Origin of the sequence: Euzebya rosea (assembly GCF_003073135.1) — a bacterium.
Lineage (GTDB): Bacteria > Actinomycetota > Nitriliruptoria > Euzebyales > Euzebyaceae > Euzebya > Euzebya rosea.
In genome coordinates this window covers 259334-277296 of sequence record NZ_PGDQ01000001.1, presented here as the reverse complement: position 1 = coordinate 277296, position 17963 = coordinate 259334, and the positions used below count along the sequence as shown (strand labels likewise).

The window sequence follows — 17963 nt, the reverse complement described above, 5'->3', positions numbered from 1 at the left end:
GCCGATACCAACGGTGTGACCGACGGACTGGTCACCGGCCGCCGGCCCCAGGGCGCGGCAGCCACGAGATCGCCATCAGCTTCAAGGAGGAAGTCTGGCAACCCCGTCCGGGTACGGACCCGGGCACCCGCGTCGTCGCACGCGTGCCACCAGGGACGGTGGCCGACCGAGGACGTGTCACAGGCCGTGCATCGCCACGACGACCGCGACGCCTCGCGGATCCTCCAGCGACGTGCACCAACACATCTCATGGACGAGCCGGCAAACCCCGGTCGGTCCGCCTGCCCGAAAACCTCGTGCGTTGCCTCAACTGCCTCGACCCCCAGCCGATGAGCACCTGACAGCGGCACGGAAGGACCCGGCCGCTGCTACGTCAACGTCATCGACTGGTGGTCAACCCAAATGGGCCTGAGGATCAATCAGAACATCATGGCGACGAATTCCCACCGGAATCTGTCGCAGACCCAGGGCGCGCTGAGCAAGAGCCTGGAGAAGCTCTCGTCGGGCTTCCGCATCAACCGTGCGGCCGACGACGCCGCCGGCCTGGTCATCTCCGAGAACCTGCGCTCGCAGATCGGTGGCGTCCAGACCGCCGTGCGCAACGCCCAGGACGGCATCTCCGTGGTGCAGACCGCCGAGGGTGCGCTGACGGAGGTCCACGCGATGCTGCAGCGCATCCGTGACCTCGCCGTCCAGGCCTCCAACGAAGGTGCCAACGGCGGCTTCGGTGGCGCGTCCGTGGCTGCCGCCCAGGCCGAGGTCACCCAGCTCGTGGACGCGGTCGACCAGATCGCCCAGAGCACCAAGTTCAACGGCACCTCCCTGCTGAGCGGGTCAGCCACACTGACGTTCCAGGTGGGCGCCAACTCCGGCGAGACCATCGACGTCGCGACCGCCGACATGACCATCACGACCGGCCTCGGCATCAACGGCATCGACTTCACGTCCGGATCCGGTGCTGCCGCCGCCGCGATCTCCACGATCGACGCGGCCATCGGCACGGTGTCGACCTACCGCGGCACGCTCGGGGCCACCCAGAACCGCCTCGAGCACCAGATCAACAACCTCCAGGTCGCCGCGGAGAACCTGTCCGCGTCGGAGTCGCGCATCCGCGATGCCGACATGGCCGCGGAGATGTCGACGTTCACCCGGAACCAGATCCTGTCCCAGGCCGGCACGGCCATGCTCGCCCAGGCCAACCAGGTCCCCCAGGGCGTCCTCAGCCTCCTGCAGCAGTAGCACGATCGCCGTCCGCTCCCCCGCGGCGGCGAACCGATACCCCGTTCGAGCCCGCTCGGACGGGGCGTCGACCGTTTTGCCTCGTGACGTGTTTGCCTCAGGTCGTGGCGGGACGTACCGATGAGTGTGTCGAGCGATCAACGGATTGATCCCCTCGACAGAACGACCTCGCACCCAGTTTCACGGAGGAAACGGGCCCATGCGCACCCATGCGAACGCGATGGCACATCGTGCCCATCGGCATCTCGCCAACCTGCAGGTGGCGTCAGCGAACCTGACGGCCTCGACATCACGCATCAGCGACGTCGACCTGGCCGCGGAGCTGTCCACCGTGTCGCGCACCAAGATCCTGTCCCGAGTCGGCACCGTGGTGCTGTCTCGGGCCAACGCCATGCCGCAACGAGTCCTCTTGTTGCTGGAGTAGGCGTTGAGAAGGGGCGGCGACCAACGGATTGGTCACCGTCACCCACCCCCGACCCGGGTGTGGGACGTCAGTAGACCCACTTCAAGGAGGAAGCAACGGGTATGCGTATCAACCAGAACACGATGGCGATGAACGCCCATCGCAACCTGTCCGGCACACAGAACTCGCTGGGCAAGTCCCTCGAGAAGCTCTCCTCGGGCTTCCGCATCAACCGAGCGGGTGACGACGCCGCCGGCCTCGTCATCTCCGAGACCCTGCGCTCGCAGGTCAGCGGCATCAAGACCGCCGTGCGCAACGCCCAGGACGGCGTCTCCGTCGTCCAGACCGCGGAAGGTGCCCTCACCGAGGTCCACTCGATGCTGCAGCGCATGCGTGACCTGGCCGTCCAGGCGTCCAACACCGGCGCCAACGGTGGCCTCGGCGGCGCGTCCGTCGCCGCTGCCCAGGCCGAGTTCACCGAGCTGCGCGACGCCATCCAGCAGGTCGCATCCACCACCGAGTTCAACGGCACCAGCCTGATGAGCGGCGCGTCGGCGAACCTGACCTTCCAGGTCGGGGCCAACGGCGGCGAGACCCTCACCCTGGCGACCGCTGACATGACCATCACGAGCGGCCTGACCATCCAGGCCCTCGACCTGACCGCCGATGCCTCCGGCGCGATCGCGGGAATCGACTCCGCCATCGCTGAGGTGTCGACCTACCGCGGGACCCTGGGTGCCACCCAGAACCGCCTCGAGCACACCATCAACAACCTGCAGGTCTCGGCGGAGAACCTGTCCGCGTCGGAGTCGCGCATCCGCGACGTCGACATGGCCGCGGAGATGACCAACTTCACCCGCAACCAGATCCTGTCCCAGGCAGGAACCGCCATGCTCAGCCAGGCCAACAGCGTCCCCCAGGGCGTCCTGAGCCTGCTGGGCTGATCACGGCCCGGGTCGTCCGGCCTGACCGGACGGCCCGGGACCCGTCGACGCCGTCGACGACCTCGAGGCCACGGGCCTCGATCCGGTGACCCCCAACGGACAACGGACTGTCCTCGGATCACCACGCATTCACCCCGCTCAAGGAGGAGCACCACATGCGCATCAACCAGAACACGATGGCGATGAACGCCCATCGCAACCTGTCCGGCACGCAGAACTCGCTGGGCAAGTCCCTCGAGAAGCTCTCGTCGGGCTTCCGCATCAACCGCGCCGGCGACGACGCCGCCGGCCTCGTCATCAGCGAGAACCTGCGCTCGCAGGTCGGCGGCCTCAAGGTCGCCACCCGCAACGCCCAGGACGGCATCAGCGTGATGCAGACCGCAGAAGGGGCCCTCACCGAGGTCCACTCCATGCTGCAGCGCGCTCGCGACCTGGCCGTCCAGGCCTCCAACACCGGCGCCAACGGTGGCGAGACGGGCGCGTCCGTGGCCGCTGCCCAGGCCGAGCTCGACGAGCTGATCGGCGCCATCGACGACATCGCCAACGACACCAAGTTCAACGGCACCAACCTGCTGAACGGCACCTCGACGCTCAGCTTCCAGGTCGGCGCCAACGGCGGCGAGACCATCTCGGTGACGCTCTCGGACATGAACGCCGCGGTGCTCGGCACCGGTGCGTCGTTCATCTCCGCGCTGGTCTCGGGCCAGGCCAACGACTTCGACTCCAGCGCTGGTGCCGCCAGCGCCGCGATCGCGGTCATCGACGCCGCCATCAGCCAGGTCTCGAGCTTCCGCGGAACCCTGGGTGCCACCCAGAACCGCCTCGAGCACACCATCAACAACCTGCAGGTCGCCACCGAGAACCTGTCGGCGTCCGAATCCCGCATCCGCGACGTCGACATGGCCGCGGAGATGACCAACTTCACCCGCAACCAGATCCTGTCCCAGGCAGGAACCGCCATGCTCAGCCAGGCCAACAGCGTCCCCCAGGGCGTCCTCAGCCTGCTCGGCTAGGCGTACTCGACGCCTGACCCGTCAGGCGTACCCGACGCCTGATCGCCAGGCGTCACGGACCCCCACGGCGGGCGGCCCGCTCCGGCGCCGCTCGCCGCCCACCCCCGCACATCCAGGCCACCGACCCGAGGGACGGATTCCTCGGTCGGTGACGCACGACGCCATTTCCCGCTCAAGGAGGAGCACACATGCGCATCAACCAGAACACGATGGCGATGAACGCCCATCGCAACCTGTCCGGCACACAGAACTCGCTGGGCAAGTCCCTCGAGAAGCTCTCGTCGGGCTTCCGCATCAACCGCGCCGGCGACGACGCCGCCGGCCTCGTCATCTCCGAGAAGCTGCGCTCGCAGGTCGGCGGCCTCAAGGTCGCCACCCGCAACGCCCAGGACGGCATCAGCGTCGTCCAGACCGCAGAAGGGGCCCTCACCGAGGTCCACTCCATGCTGCAGCGCGCTCGCGACCTGGCCGTCCAGGCCTCCAACACCGGCGCCAACGGCGGCCAGACCGGCGCGTCCGTCGCCGCTGCCCAGGCCGAGCTCGACGAGCTCATCGGCGCCATCGACGACATCGCCAACGACACCAAGTTCAACGGCACCAGCCTGCTGGACGGCACCTCGACGCTCAGCTTCCAGGTCGGCGCCAACGGCGGCGAGACGGTCTCCATCACCCTGTCCGACATGAACGCCGCCGTGCTGGGCATCAGCGGCGGTGACAAGCTGACGGACCTGTCCGCCGCCGCCTCGTTCTCCTCCGGTGCCTCGGCTGCCAGCGACGCGATCGCGGTCATCGACGCCGCCATCAGCCAGGTCTCGAGCTTCCGCGGAACCCTGGGTGCCACCCAGAACCGCCTCGAGCACACCATCAACAACCTCCAGGTCGCCACCGAGAACCTGTCGGCGTCCGAATCCCGCATCCGCGACGTCGACATGGCCGCGGAGATGACCAACTTCACCCGCAACCAGATCCTGTCCCAGGCAGGAACCGCCATGCTCAGCCAGGCCAACAGCGTCCCCCAGGGCGTCCTCAGCCTCCTCGGCTAGCAGCACGGACACACAGTGGACGCGGTCCGACCGCGCGACGCGTCCACGACGGTGATGGGAGGACGACCGCACGGTCGTCCTCCCGCTGCCGTTGCCGGGCCCCGGTGATCCCGGCGCCGACGAACCCCACACCAGCACACGGAGGTGCAGACGATGGATCCGATCCGGACGGCGTCCCCCGCCGTCGCCCCCGACGCACAGCGCACACCGCCGCTGACGTCGGTTCCCAACACCATGTCCCGTCCCCCGGACGGGCAGCCCGACCTGCCCACGGCTGCAGAGGTGATCGAGTCCGCCGACCGGACCCGACAGGACACCGCGCGCCGCGTCGCCCATGCGATCGCCGCCCCCCAACGGCGGCGGGTCGAGGTCGAGTGGCATGCGGCCAGCCTCGGCTACGTGCACCGAATCCTCGATCCGGCCAGCGGACGACAGCTCCAGCAGTTCCCGGCTGCTCAGGTTCTGGACATGGTGGACGATCTGATGAGACAGATACAGGAGGAGCAGTAGCCCGTGGCAACGTTCGGCATCGATGGCCTCGCGTCCGGTCTGGACACGTCAGGCATCATCAACCAGCTGATCCAGCTGGAACGACAGCCCCAGGTCCGCCTCGAACAGCGGATCTCCAACAACGACGCGGCCATCGCGTCGCTGCAGAAGTTCTCCTCGTCCTTCGACAACATCAAGACCCTGTCGAAGGCGCTGGCGGGTTCGGCCAGGACCTTCGTGCCCGTGCAGGCGTCGACGTCCACCGACAGCGTCGTGGCGACCGCGTCGCCCGGCGCCGAGCAGGGCTCCTTCACCTTCACCGTCGACCAGCTCGCCGCCACCCATCGGCTGGTGTCCGGCGGCACGACCGCGGCGTCCACCGACGTCGTCGCCACTCCGAACTCGACGGTTCGCATCACCGTCGACGGCACCGACTACGACGTCGACACCGGTGACGGCACGCTGTCGAGCCTGATCGCCAACATCAACGACCCGGCGCAGCCGTGGTCGGCCCTGCCCGTCACCGCACAGGCGGTCAACACCGGAAGCGGCTTCAAGCTGCAGCTCACGTCGGGGTCCAGCGGCGCGGGCGGCACCTTCACGATCGACACGACGAACCTCGACGCCACGTTCGCCGCCGGCATGCCGGTGCTGACGCAGGGCCGGGACGCCCAGGTCACCATCGGCGACGGGCCTGGCGCCTACGCGGTGACCTCGTCGACCAACACCTTCAACGACGTCATCTCCGGCGTCAGCTTCACCGTCACCGAGGCCAGCGCCTCCCCCATCACCCTGTCCGTCGACGCCGACCCCGACGCCCTCGTCGACCAGGTCAGCGAGCTCGTCGACGCGATCAACTCCTTGATCACCGGCATGGACCAGGCGCTCGACAGCGGCCTCGACGGCAAGAAGGGATCGTTGTCCAACGACCCCACGATGCGGTCGTTGCGAACCCAGCTGCTCAACGCCGTGACCTACAGCGTCGGCAACTCCTACTTCCAGTCCGCAGGGCTGATCGGCATCGAGTCCACCCGCGACGGGAAGCTGGAGTTCGACGAGACGGCCTTCCGCGAAGCCCTCACCGAACGACCCGACGACGTCGTCGCCATGTTCCGCTCCGACGACGCCGGCAACCCGGGACTGGCCCAGCGGCTGGAAACGCTCGCCACCCAGGCGACCACGCTCAACACCGGCGTGTTCGCCACGGCCATCGAGGCACGCGAGTCGACCAACCGAACGATGGAGGACCAGATCGCCGCGATCGACATCCGTGTCGAGCTGCGACGCACCGCCCTCCAGCGTCAGTTCTCCGCCCTGGAGGTCGCACTCTCGGGCATGCAGGCGCAAGGTGACTGGCTGGCCAGCCAGCTGCCCCAGCTGCAGGCCAACTCGCCCAAGTAGATGACGTCGACCCAATCCGGGTCCGGCACTCCGACAGCCCGTCCTCCTGCCGATATGAGGACGTCCATCCCACAACCGACACCCGGAAGGGTCCCGACTCGCCATGACGCTCGCCAGCGCCCGACGCCGGTACGTGACCGACGCCATCCAGACCGTCAGCCCCCAGCAGCTCGTCGTCATGCTCTACGACCGCCTGCTGCTGGACATCACCCGTGCGGGTGAGGCCCTGGAGCGTCGTGACCTCGAGACCGTCAACGCCCAGCTCACCCACGCGCAGGACATCGTCCTGGAGCTGGAGTCCAGCCTGAACCCCGACCTGTGGTCGGGCGGCCCCACGCTCGCGGCGCTGTACCGGTTCCTCCACAACGAGCTGATCACGGCCAACGTCACCAAGGACGCAGCGCGGATCGAGATCTGCCGAGGACTGGTCGACCCCCTCGCAACGGCGTGGCGCCAGGCCGCGTCCGGACTTGCCGAGGGCCTGACCTCTCGGGCGGCAACCGCCCAGCAGCTGCACCAGGACACCCAGTCCATGCAGGCCGTCACGACGTGACCACCCCGCTGGCCTGGGCGGCCGCGCTGGACGCCTACGAAACGCGCCTCAACGCCGTTCGCGATGCACTCGCCAGCGGCGACCTCGCCGGCGTGCCGCCGTTCCTGCCACCCGACGGGCTCGGCACGATGCCGTCGGTCGCCGTCGAACGTGCCGTCGCGCTGCTCGAACGTTCCCGCGAGCTCGAACGGCTCGTGGACCGGGCCCTGTCGGTCGTCGCCGACAAGCTCGAGCAACGTCCGACCCAGCCAGCCCCCCGGCGGGCCAGCCGTCTGGACGTCACCGTCTGACGCAACCTGCCCCTCACGCCGACCGGCCCGATCGGCGTCGCTTCAGGTCGTACATCCGGGCGTCGGCACGCGACAGCACGTCGTCCAGCGTTTCGTCGGGTCGGCGCGTGGCGATCCCCACCGATGCCTCGACGCCGCCGGTGGCCAACGCCTTGTCCACACGACTGATCAGCGTCTCGGGCACCGCGGGCGCGGGCGCCGCGATGATCGCGAACTCGTCGCCGCCGATGCGGAAGGCCATGTCGGAGGCACGGACGATGCTGGACAGCGCTGATCCTGCAGCCCGCAGGTAGCGGTCACCCGCCGCATGGCCCTCGGTGTCGTTGCGGACCTTCAACCCGTCCAGGTCCATGACCAGGATCGAGGCGGAGGAGCCGAAGCGACGGCAGCGTGCCTCCTCCAGCTTCAGCATCAGCTCGAACGCCCGCCGGTTGGGCAGGCCGGTCAGGGCGTCGGTGCGGGAGGCGACCTTGGCCAGGTCCAACCGCCGTTGAAGGCGGTCTCGTTCGAGGTCCAGGGCGAGCGCGGTGGTCAGGAGGTCCGCGATCTGCAGCAGGAACGGCTCGAGGGTGTCCAGGGGCACGGTGGACCGTCCCGGGTCGATGCCGCACAGCGTGCCGAACAACCCCTCGCCCTCGATCGCCAGCGGGAGGCCGACGTAGGTCTCGATGTCGAGCTGGTCGAAGACGGGGGCCTGGCGGTACACGGGCAGGGCCGACGCCTTGGTAGTGATGTTCGGTCCCTCGCCCTCCACCATCCTCGAACAGAAGCTGTCGGACCAGCGAAGCACGCTGTTGGGTGCCACGTCGTACCCCTGGCCGACCGCATCGAGGACGACCCAGTCGTCACCGACGACGCGGGTGACCATCCACGTTCCCATCGGCACGTGGGCCTGCAGGAACTCCAGCGTCCGCCGGGCCGCGTCCTCGAAGTCCGCCGCGACCGGCTGGCCGCCCATGCCGAGGGGGACGGGCTGCAGTGGCGCGGGCCGGTCGCCCAGCACATCCTCCACCGCGTCGCGCAGGGCGTCGGGGCCAGCGTCCTTCGGCACGACCGCGGCTGCCCCGAGCCGCTTGGCCCGCTCCCTCAGCCCGGGTTCGATGCTGCCGCTGTGCACGATGACGGGCACCGCCACGGCCTGCAGGATGGTCTCCAGCGAGTTGATGCCGTCGATGTCGGGCAGGCCGAGGTCGACGACGACGACGTCGAAGGCGCCTCGTTGCAGGGCGAGCATCTCCAGGGCGCCGAACATGGTGTCGACCGGCGCCACGTGCACCCCTGCCGGTTCGAGCTCTGCGGCGACCAGCACCTGGTGGGCCGGATCGTCCTCCACGAGCAGGACCACGGGATCGATCGACCTCGTCGACGGCGGCGGTGCGGGATGCATGGTGGTCCTGACGTTGCTGGGTCCCCCGCACGACGACCGACCATGCGGCGAGGGCCGTCCGTCGCGATCGAAACGATAACCGGCGATCGCGATTCCGCGCACGAACGACACCTCGCAGACAGACACGGCACGACCGTTCACCCCATCCCGCTCCGCGATCTTTTCGTCACGCTCTGCTAAGGGCGCTGGGCTGGTGGCCGATCGGAGGACCTGACGCGAAGGATCGTGTCGTACCCACCGCCATGGATCGGCGGCAACCCCGTTGACCTGACCGATCCTGGAGGCATACCCGTGGTGTACGACGTCACCTCGGCCGCGTTGCACTCGGCCCTCAGCGGCCTGTCGACGAGGCGCCGCGTGATCGCCGACAACATCGCCAACGTCGACACGCCGTACTACCTGGCTGGTCGCGTGTCGTTCGAGGACTCCATCCAGCGCGCCCTCCAGGGCGCCCGCACCGGGCGAGTCGACGCGGCAGCAGTCGGGACCGTGGCCGCCGACCGGACGACGTCGGACGCCGCCACGCGCCTGAACGGCAACAACGTGAACCTCGACGACGAGGTCGTGTCCCAGACCACCAACGAGCTGGCCTACTCCACGGTCCTCGAGGCGATGAACGGCAAGTTCCGCCTGCTCCGCACCGCGATCAGCCAGGGGGCGTAGCGCATGAGCATGTTCGGCGCGATCAGCACCGCCCACTCCGGTCTGCGAGTGCACCGCACGTGGCTCGACGCCACGTCGGACAACATCGCCAACCTCAACACCGTCCGCAGCACCGACGAGCCCGCGTTCCAGGCACGCTACGTGATGGCCCAGGCCGTCGAGGGTGCCGGGGCCCGCGTCGCTGGTGTGGAGTACGGCAGCGCCGAGGGACGTCTGGCCCACCAGCCCGACCATCCCCTGGCCGACGCCGACGGGATGGTGCGCCTGCCCGACATGGACATGGGGTCCCAGATGACCTCGCTCATGCTGGCCCAGCGCGGCTATCAGGCGAACCTCAGCGTCGTCGAGACCGCCCGCGACGCCTACCGCGCGGCCCTGCAGCTGGGGCGGTCCTAGGCCATGGCGATCCCCCCGATCAGCGCACGCCCCATGGGCGGCACCGGACCCATCGCCCGGCCCACCATGGCCCCCACCGGTGGGCAGCCAGCGGCTGGCCAGGCCGGCGCGACCGACGAGGCAGGCTTCGGCAAGGCCATCGCCGACGCCCTCGGGTCGGTCCAGGAGACCCACCAGGTCGCCGACGGACTCGCCCAGCAGGCCGCGACCGGACAGCTGGAGAACGTCCACGACTACATGATCGCCGCCACGCAGGCGCAGCTCGCCACCGAGCTCACCGTCGCCGTGCGCAACAAGGCGCTGGAGTCGTTCAACGAGATCATGAGGATGCAGGTCTGATGAGCGCAGGAACCACCAATGGCTGACACCATCACCCGCGAGCGCTCGCCGCAGCAGCTCGCCGAGCAGGCCCGCGGCAAGGCCAACGACGTCCTGTCGGGGTTCACCACCGGGCAGAAGACGACGACGGCCCTGGCCATCCTCGCCCTGCTGGCCGCCGGCATGTTCTTCATGCGCTGGGTCTCCGAGCCGTCCATGGCTCCGCTGTTCACCAACCTCGAGGCCGAGGACGCCGCCGCGATCACCGACGAGCTGACCGCACGCGGGGTGGACTACGAGCTCAGCGACGGCGGCCGGACCGTCATGGTCCCCCGATCCGACCAGCTGGGCCTGCGCCTGGACATGTCCTCCGCGGGCCTCGTGCCCTCAAACACCGCCGGGTACTCCCTGCTGGACGAGAACGGCATCACCACCTCGGAGTTCCAGATGCGCGTGGACTACCAACGCGCGGTCGAGGGTGAGCTGTCACGCACCATCTCCGCGATGGAGGCCGTCGAGTCGGCCATGGTGCACCTGGTCATCCCCGAGGAGGACCTCTTCGTCCAGGACAACGAGCGCGCAACCGCCTCGGTCCTGCTCAACACCATGGGCGACCTGACCCCGATGCAGGTGCAGGCCATCGTCAACCTCGTCTCCGGCAGCGTCCAGGGACTGACGGCCGACCAGGTCACCGTCACCGACTCGGCCGGCAACCTGCTGCACCAGCCGGGCGAGGACGGCACCAGCGCCGCCGCAGGCGACATGCGCCAGTACCAGACCAGCACCTTCGAGTCCCGCCTCGCCGCTGACGTCACGACCATGCTCCAGCAGGTCGTCGGCCCCAACAACGCCGTGGTCACCGTCACGGCCGACCTGAACTTCGACCGCATCCAGCAGACGACCGAGACCTTCGGCAACGCCGCCGGAGGCGTCAACGGCATCCCTCTGGAGTCCACCACGACCACCGAGAGCTACGAGGGCGTTGGCGCCCCGTCGGTCGGTGTCCTCGGTCCGGACGGCCAGCCGCTCGTGGGTGCCGAGGGCGAGACGACCAACTACACCCTCAGCGACGGCTCGACGCGCTTCGCCGTCGACCGGTCCGTGCAGGACATCCTCAGCGCCCCGGGGTCGGTCGACCGACTCTCCGTGGCCGTCCTCCTGGACGCCAACCGCGAGGGTGCCGACGCCGCCGAGGTCCAGGCGCTGGTCGAGGCCGCGGTCGGCTTCGACGCCGCCCGAGGCGACGTCATCGAGGTCTCCGCCCTGCCCTTCGACGCCACCGCCGCCGAAGAGGCCGCGGCTGCCGCGGAGGCCGCTGCTGCAGCCGCCAGCCAGGAGCGCATGTTCGACCTGATCCGCACGATCGGTTCGGTGCTGATCGTGATGATCGTCCTCTTCCTCGCCTGGCGCTCGGCCCGCAAGTCCCTGCCCCAACGACAGGCCGAGACCATCCCGCTGGACCTGGCCTCCCTCGAGGCCGGCGTGGCCGAGGAGGACACGGCGACCGGCGACCTGCTCAGCGACGAGGAGCTCCACGAGCTCGAAGCCGGTCCGGACCTGACCGAGGAGGTCGCCAGCCTCATCGATGGTCAGGGTGACGAGATGGCCGGCCTGCTGCGCGGCTGGATGGCGTCATGAGCGCGATCGCGGAGATCAGCGAGCTGAACGGCACGCAGAAGGTCGCGATCCTGTTGATGGCCATCGGCAAGGACCGTGCCGGACGCATCCTCAAGACCATGCGCGAGTCGGAGGTGGCCGAGGTGGCTGCCGAGATCGCTCGCCTCCCCACGGTGCCCACGGAAATCGTGGACAGCGTGCTCACGGAGTTCCGTGACATGGCCTCGGCGAAGGTCAACATCGCCACCGGCGGGCTGGAGTTCGCCCGCGCCATGCTCGAGGTGTCCCTGGGGGACGAGAAGGCCTACGAGATCATGGACCTGCTCGCCGCGCAGATCCACGAGGCGCCCTTCGAGTTCCTCCGCAACACCGATCCCCGTCAGGTCCTGTCGTTCATCTCCGAGGAGCACCCGCAGACCATCGCGCTGGTCCTGGCACACATGCTGCCCGACGCCGCCGCCATGGTGCTGGGCAGCCTGCCCGAGGGGCTGCAGCGTGACGTGGCGGTTCGGGTGGCGCTGATGGACCGGACCTCCCCCGAGGTCATCGAACGCGTCGAGCGGACCCTCGAACGCAAGCTGTCCTCGGTGCTCAGCCAGAGCGACTTCTCCGAAGCCGGCGGCGTGGACGCGCTCGTGGAGATCCTCAACCGCGCGGACCGCGGAACCGAACGCCTGATCCTGGAAGGCCTCGAGCTGGCGAACTCCGAGCTCGCCGACGAGGTGCGTCAGCTGATGTTCGTCTTCGAGGACATCACCACCCTCGACGACCGGTCGGTCCAGCTCATCCTGCGCCAGGTCGACAACAAGGACCTGGCTGTCGCCCTCAAGGGCGTGCCCGCGACGGTCAAGGAGAAGATCCAGCGGAACATGTCCGAGCGGGCGGGCGCGGCCCTGATGGAGGAGATCGACCTGATGGGTCCGGTCCGACTCAAGGACGTCGAGACCGCGCAGGGATCCATCGTGCGGGTCATCCGCACCCTGGAGGAAGCCGGCCAGATCGTCCTGAGCAGGAGCGGTGATGAGTTCGTCGAGTGACCGTGCCCCCCGCGTGGGCATCCTCCGCGGGGCGGTCGCCGGCCGTCCTGCCGTGGTACCCGCCATGTCGGATCCCCGCCGTCCGCGGGGTGTGCCTCAGGTCGACGCCGCCGCGCTGGCGGCCCTGCACGAACAGGCCCAGCGGGAGGGATGGCAGGCCGGCTACGAGGCCGGCCTCGCCGCTGGCCAGCAGGACGCCCACGATCGGGCAGCCGAGGCCGAGCAGCGCCACCGCGCCGCCCTCGATGCCCTGCTGGGAGCGGTCGCCGACCTCCGCCATCGCGAGGTCGCGTCCCTCGAGCACGTGGCCGACCAGACCGCCCTGCTGGCCCTGCGCATCGCCGAGATCGTGCTGGAACGGGAGATCACCTCGGCCAGCGACCCCGGCCGCGATGCCATCGCCCGGGCGATCGACCTCGTGCCGGAGGAAGGGGACGTGCGCATCCGCATGAACCCTGCCGACATCCAGGCGATGGGCCAGGTCGAGGACCTGATGCCCGGCCGTGGCGTCGAGCTGATCGCCGACCCGACGGTCACCTCCGGTGGGTGCGTCGTCAACGTGGACGCGACGCGGATCGACGCCCAGATCCCGACCGCGCTCGGTCGGGTCGCCGAGGTCCTGCGCTGACCAGCGTGGGAAAGATTGACGCTCAGCTAATCCCCGGTCACTGCGAGCCGATCTAGAGCCTGACGCGAGGGACCGTGTCACGAGTACATCGCCAGGGATCGGCGATCATCCGCCAGCTCCATGCTGCCCGCAGCCGGAGCCACGATCCCCGAAGGACCCTCGCGTGCCCAGCGACCTCGGAACGCTTGCCTCTCCCCTCGACCGCGTCCTCGCGCGGGCGACGGCGGCGGCCCCTCCCGTCGTCAGCGGCAGGGTCACGCGCGTGGTGGGCCTCAACCTCGAGGTCGACGGCCTGCGCGCAGCGATCGGTGACGAGATGGTCGTCCACACCGGCAACGGGTTGCTGCCCGCCGAGGTCGTGGGGCTCAGCGATCACGGGCTGATCTGCATGGCCTACGGCGACCTCATGGGCGTCGGCATCGGCGACCGGGTCGTCGCCACGGGCAACGCCCAGACCATCCGCGTCGGCGCCGAGCTGCTCGGTCGTGTGGTCGACGGGCTCGGCCAGCCCCTCGACGGTGGCCCGCCGCTGGAGGTCCGCGGCGACGGCCACTGCGTGGAGGTCACCCTCGACGGCACGCCACCGCACCCGCTGCGCCGCCAGCGGGTCGAGGTGCCGCTCGGCGTCGGCGTCAGGGCCATCGACACCCTCATCCCCTGCGGTCGTGGCCAGCGCATGGGCATCTTCGCCGGCTCCGGTGTCGGCAAGTCCTCGCTGCTCAGCATGATCGCCCGCGGCAGCGACGCCGACGTCACGGTGCTCGCCCTGATCGGCGAGCGTGGCCGTGAGGTCCGCGAGTTCATCGAGCACGACCTGGGCCCCGAGGGACTGGCCCGTTCCGTCGTGGTCGTCGCGACATCCGACCAGCCGGCCCTGGTCCGGCTGCGCGCCGCGTTCGTCGCCACCCGGATCGCCGAGCACTTCCGCGATCAGGGCTCCGACGTCCTGCTGATGATGGACTCCCTCACCAGGTTCTCCATGGCGCAGCGCGAGATCGGCCTGGCCGCCGGCGAACCGCCCGCCACCCGCGGCTACCCACCCAGCGTCTTCACGCTGATGCCGAAGCTGCTGGAGCGGGCCGGCTGCGGCGAGACCGGGTCCATCACCGGCCTGTACACCGTGCTGGTCGAGGGCGACGACATGCAGGACCCCGTCGGTGACGCCGCCCGCTCGATCCTCGACGGCCACATCGTCCTGTCCCGCCGGCTGGCCACCGCCGGCCACTTCCCCACGATCGACGTGCTCGAGTCCGCGTCGCGTGTCGCCAACCGCGTCACCAACGCCGACCAGCGCGACGCCGCCACGGAGCTGCGACGGATGATGGCCGCCCTGCGCGACGCCCGCGACCTGGTCGACATCGGTGCCTACGTCCCCGGCTCCAACGCCGACGTCGACCGGGCCCTCGCCCTGGACCCGGCCATCACCCGGTTCCTCCAGCAGCCGATGGACGAGCTGACGCACCCCGAGCTGTCGTGGCGGACCCTGCGCCAGATCCTCGGGCACGGCCGCACGGACGCCGCGAGCGGTGCTGCCCGATGAAGCGCTTCGCCTTCCGGCTGTCCCGTGTCCAGCGCGTGCGCGAGATCGAACGTGACCGTGCCCGCGGCGAATGGGCTCGTGCCCGCGCCCAGCAGACCGCTGCCGAGCAGCAGCTGCAGACGCTCCGGGCGGACGCCGCTGCAGAGGCCAACGGCCTCGGCACCGGCACCGTCATGACCACCGCCGACGTCCGCGCAGCGGCCTTCCGTGCCAGCCTGCGTGCCCGCGCCGCCGAGATGGCCACCATGGAGCTGGCCCGGGCTCGGGAGGCGACCGAGGCGCGTGCCGCCGAGCTCCTGGCCGCCAACACCGCGGTCGACGCCCTCGACAAGCTCGAGCAGCGACACCGGGAGACCTGGGAGGCCGACGCCCGACGCCACGAGGCAGCCGTGCTCGACGACGTCGCCACCACCCGGTCGGCCCGTGTCCCCGAGGGACGACGATGAGCCCGACGCCGAGCCTGTCGGTCGCCAGCCGGATCGCCTCGATCGAGTCGAGGATCGCTGGACTGCGCGGCATCACCTCCAGCGGCTCCGCCGTGCTGGGCTCCGACGAGCTGTTCGCCCAGCAGCTCGCCCGCCAGAACGGCGCGACCGCGAGGACCGTGTCCGCGGCACCATCGGCCCCAGCCCAGGCCACCTCGACGCTGCCCACGACCTCGACGCTGCCGACCACGTCGGTGCTGCCCGCCATGGCGGGAGCCACGGGCGGCAGCAGCCAGGGTGCAGCGGTGTCCGCCACCGCGCTGCCGTACTACGGACGACAGGAGGGCGTGGTCACCGGTGGCCCCATCGGCCGTCTGGGCGACAGCGCAGAGGCCGCCCTGCAGCCGGGTGCGGACTTCGGCGAGGCCGTCGTGGCCCTGGCCCAGCGCGAGCTCGGCACGCCCTACGTCTGGGGTGGCGAGTCCCATGCCGAGGGCGGGTTCGACTGCTCCGGACTGGTCCTGCACGCCTACCGCCAGGCGGGGATCGAGCTGCCCCGCGTCAGCCGTGACCAGGCCCGGGTCGGGGAGGCCGTCCCGTCGCTGGACCAGGCCATCCCCGGCGACCTCGTGGCCTTCGGCTCCCCGGTGGACCACATCGGCATCTACGCCGGCGACGGCATGATGGTCGTCGCGCCGCGCACCGGTGACGTCGTGAAGATGCAGCGGATCACCAGGACACCGACGGCCATCCGTCGGATCGTGCCCGAGGGAACCGTCGTGGCACTGCCAGAGGCGACCTCGACGACCACCACGACCTCGGGCCCCACGGCAGCCAGCGAGGGTCCCCTGGTCGGGGTGCCGTTCGCCGCCGAGCTCAACGCCGCCGCCCAGCGCCACGGCATCGACCCGCGGCTCCTGGCCGCCGTCGCCCGCGCCGAGTCCGGCTACGACCCCACCGCCCAGTCCCCCGCCGGGGCCCAGGGGCTGATGCAGATCATGCCGGCCACGGCTGCCGAGCTCGGGGTCGACCCGTTCGACCCCGCCCAGGCCGCCGACGGCGCCGCCCGCTACCTGTCCCAGCAGCTGTCGGCGTTCGGCACCACCGAGCTGGCGCTGGCCGCCTACAACGCCGGGCCGGGCAACGTCCGCCGGTACGGCGGGATCCCGCCCTTCACCGAGACCCAGACCTACGTGCAGCGGGTCATCGGGTTCATGGGAGCCATCTGATGTACACACCCCCGACCGCCATGCCGATCCAGGCCCCCACCGCGCCTCGGACGATCCCCACGATCGCGGACGGCCGCCGGCCGAGCCAGCCCGACGAGCGGTTCGGCGCGATGCTCAACACCGCGGTCGCCGCACAGGAGGGTCCCGACCGTCCCGACGCCGACATCGGCGCCGCAGGGGATGCCCCTGCCGAGGAGCGCGCCGTCGATGACACCACCGTGGACGACCGGTCCGTGGAGGACGGGACGAACGAGGGCAGCGGCATCGCCGGGGACGACCCCGTGGACGCCGATCAGGAGGTCGAGGCGACCGACGGCGACGCGGGTGGCGAGGTCCCCGTCGGGGACACCGGCCATGCCACCCCCCCGGTCGCCACCGATCCTCCGGCACCGCAGGTCGACCTCCCCACGACGGAACCGGCCGACGACGACGCAGGGGTCACCGACCCGGCAGGCCCGGAGGCCACGCCCGACGCAGCGGTCGACGCGGACCGGGGCCCGACGATCGCCGCCGAGGCCACGATGTCAGCGGGGTTCCGCGCGCGGCTGCAGGCCGCCGGAACGTCCACCACCAGCGAGGGTGCGACCGTGGGCGACGCCGTCGTGTCGGACCCCGTCGTCGCCGCCACCGCCCACCCAGGGACGGAGGGTGCTGCGCCTGTCACCGCCGGCGCCGACGTCGACGCGGACGCCGACATCGCAACCGCCAACGCCCCCTCGCTGGAGGACGGGGACGCCCCGTCCACGGCGGCAGCCGATGGACCCGTCGCCGAGCCACTCGGGACGGCCTCGACGGCCTCGACCACCGGCACCGGCCCGACCACCGGCACCGGCCAGGCCGCCGTGACCACCCCGGCGCCCGTTGCCCCCACGACGGTGACGACCACCGCCGCCCCGACTGCCCCCTCCGCGGGGACGGTGCCACCGCAGGTCCCCGTGGCCGGTCAGCTCGCATCCGCCGTCGCCGCCATGCAGCGTCGTGGGGACGGGGAGTACGTGGCCAGCCTGGACCTGCACCCCGCCGAGCTCGGCCGGGTCCGCGTGGAGATCGAGATCCGCGCCGGCGTCGTCAACGTGCAGGTCGCCGCGGAGCAGGCCGGCACGCGTGGACTGCTGCACGACCAGCTGGCCGACCTGCGCGCAGCGCTGGAGCAGGGCGGCATGGACACCGGACAGCTCGACGTCGCCTCCCACGGGTTCGGCCACGACCGCGACGACGGCGATGGCGGCGCCGATCGGTCCAGCCCCCCCGAGGCGACCAGCATCGCCTCCTCACCGTTGTCCCCCATCCCCTCCCCGACCCTCGTCGACCTGCCCTCGGGCCGGATCGACGTCCGACTCTAGGAGCG

20 protein-coding genes are annotated in these 17963 nt (G+C 70.4%); 19 read left to right on the top strand and 1 reads right to left on the bottom strand.

Going from position 1 to position 17963, the window contains the following annotated elements; translation table 11 throughout:
* Positions 1 to 402: 402 nt before the first annotated feature.
* The 9 genes from CUC05_RS01155 to CUC05_RS01115 all read left to right on the top strand — a co-directional run bounded on the left by CUC05_RS01155 (position 403) and on the right by CUC05_RS01115 (position 7375).
* Positions 403 to 1239, top strand: a complete 837-nt coding sequence (locus tag CUC05_RS01155) for a flagellin N-terminal helical domain-containing protein (RefSeq protein ID WP_108664234.1) — start codon at positions 403 to 405, stop codon at positions 1237 to 1239.
* A gap of 199 nt (positions 1240 to 1438) precedes the next feature.
* On the top strand, positions 1439 to 1663 hold the full coding sequence (locus CUC05_RS01150) for a flagellin (protein WP_108664233.1): 225 nt from the start codon (positions 1439 to 1441) through the stop codon (positions 1661 to 1663).
* A 101-nt stretch (positions 1664 to 1764) separates the two neighbouring features.
* Positions 1765 to 2586, top strand: a complete 822-nt coding sequence (locus CUC05_RS01145; RefSeq protein ID WP_108664232.1) for a flagellin N-terminal helical domain-containing protein — start codon at positions 1765 to 1767, stop codon at positions 2584 to 2586.
* A gap of 155 nt (positions 2587 to 2741) precedes the next feature.
* Positions 2742 to 3599 (top strand): flagellin N-terminal helical domain-containing protein, encoded by an 858-nt coding sequence (locus tag CUC05_RS01140; protein WP_108664231.1) that lies wholly within the window; start codon positions 2742 to 2744, stop codon positions 3597 to 3599.
* A gap of 188 nt (positions 3600 to 3787) precedes the next feature.
* A complete protein-coding gene (locus tag CUC05_RS01135) occupies positions 3788 to 4642 on the top strand; it encodes a flagellin N-terminal helical domain-containing protein (protein ID WP_108664230.1) in 855 nt (284 codons plus the stop codon).
* A gap of 153 nt (positions 4643 to 4795) precedes the next feature.
* Complete coding sequence (locus CUC05_RS01130) at positions 4796 to 5152, top strand: hypothetical protein (protein WP_108664229.1); 357 nt, start codon at positions 4796 to 4798, stop codon at positions 5150 to 5152.
* Positions 5153 to 5155: 3 nt separating this feature from the next.
* On the top strand, positions 5156 to 6532 hold the full coding sequence (fliD, locus tag CUC05_RS01125; RefSeq protein WP_108664228.1) for a flagellar filament capping protein FliD: 1377 nt from the start codon (positions 5156 to 5158) through the stop codon (positions 6530 to 6532).
* Between the two features lie 103 nt (positions 6533 to 6635).
* Positions 6636 to 7085 (top strand): flagellar export chaperone FliS, encoded by a 450-nt coding sequence (gene fliS / locus CUC05_RS01120; protein ID WP_108664227.1) that lies wholly within the window; start codon positions 6636 to 6638, stop codon positions 7083 to 7085.
* Positions 7082 to 7375 carry a hypothetical protein gene (locus tag CUC05_RS01115; RefSeq protein WP_108664226.1) on the top strand — a complete coding sequence of 98 codons (294 nt, stop codon included), beginning with the start codon at positions 7082 to 7084 and terminating at the stop codon, positions 7373 to 7375. The genes fliS and CUC05_RS01115 overlap by 4 nt, the downstream gene beginning before the upstream one ends.
* 13 nt (positions 7376 to 7388) lie before the next feature.
* Here the strand turns inward: CUC05_RS01115 and CUC05_RS01110 are convergent, their stop codons facing one another.
* Entirely contained in the window at positions 7389 to 8762 is a 1374-nt protein-coding gene (locus CUC05_RS01110) for a GGDEF domain-containing protein (RefSeq protein WP_157965068.1), read from the bottom strand.
* A 291-nt stretch (positions 8763 to 9053) separates the two neighbouring features.
* On the opposite strand from CUC05_RS01110, the gene flgB reads away from it, so the two are divergent.
* The 10 genes from flgB (at position 9054) to CUC05_RS01060 (ending at position 17958) form a co-directional block, all read left to right on the top strand.
* Complete coding sequence (gene flgB, locus CUC05_RS01105; RefSeq protein WP_205712067.1) at positions 9054 to 9425, top strand: flagellar basal body rod protein FlgB; 372 nt, start codon at positions 9054 to 9056, stop codon at positions 9423 to 9425.
* A 3-nt stretch (positions 9426 to 9428) separates the two neighbouring features.
* Complete coding sequence (locus tag CUC05_RS01100; RefSeq protein WP_108664224.1) at positions 9429 to 9821, top strand: flagellar basal body rod protein FlgC; 393 nt, start codon at positions 9429 to 9431, stop codon at positions 9819 to 9821.
* Between the two features lie 3 nt (positions 9822 to 9824).
* Positions 9825 to 10160, top strand: a complete 336-nt coding sequence (fliE, locus tag CUC05_RS01095; protein WP_205712066.1) for a flagellar hook-basal body complex protein FliE — start codon at positions 9825 to 9827, stop codon at positions 10158 to 10160.
* Between the two features lie 18 nt (positions 10161 to 10178).
* Positions 10179 to 11777 (top strand): flagellar basal-body MS-ring/collar protein FliF, encoded by a 1599-nt coding sequence (gene fliF, locus CUC05_RS01090; protein WP_108664223.1) that lies wholly within the window; start codon positions 10179 to 10181, stop codon positions 11775 to 11777.
* Positions 11774 to 12793 carry a flagellar motor switch protein FliG gene (gene fliG / locus CUC05_RS01085; RefSeq protein ID WP_205712065.1) on the top strand — a complete coding sequence of 340 codons (1020 nt, stop codon included), beginning with the start codon at positions 11774 to 11776 and terminating at the stop codon, positions 12791 to 12793. The genes fliF and fliG overlap by 4 nt, the downstream gene beginning before the upstream one ends.
* Positions 12777 to 13421, top strand: a complete 645-nt coding sequence (locus tag CUC05_RS01080; RefSeq protein ID WP_108664222.1) for a FliH/SctL family protein — start codon at positions 12777 to 12779, stop codon at positions 13419 to 13421. The genes fliG and CUC05_RS01080 overlap by 17 nt, the downstream gene beginning before the upstream one ends.
* Positions 13422 to 13584: 163 nt before the next feature.
* Positions 13585 to 14961, top strand: a complete 1377-nt coding sequence (locus tag CUC05_RS01075; RefSeq protein ID WP_108664221.1) for a FliI/YscN family ATPase — start codon at positions 13585 to 13587, stop codon at positions 14959 to 14961.
* Positions 14958 to 15407, top strand: a complete 450-nt coding sequence (locus CUC05_RS01070) for a flagellar FliJ family protein (protein WP_108664220.1) — start codon at positions 14958 to 14960, stop codon at positions 15405 to 15407. The genes CUC05_RS01075 and CUC05_RS01070 overlap by 4 nt, the downstream gene beginning before the upstream one ends.
* Positions 15404 to 16615, top strand: a complete 1212-nt coding sequence (locus CUC05_RS01065; protein ID WP_108664219.1) for a transglycosylase SLT domain-containing protein — start codon at positions 15404 to 15406, stop codon at positions 16613 to 16615. Before CUC05_RS01070 ends, CUC05_RS01065 begins: the two co-directional genes overlap by 4 nt.
* Entirely contained in the window at positions 16615 to 17958 is a 1344-nt protein-coding gene (locus CUC05_RS01060; protein ID WP_108664218.1) for a flagellar hook-length control protein FliK, read from the top strand. Before CUC05_RS01065 ends, CUC05_RS01060 begins: the two co-directional genes overlap by 1 nt.
* Positions 17959 to 17963: the final 5 nt, after the last annotated feature.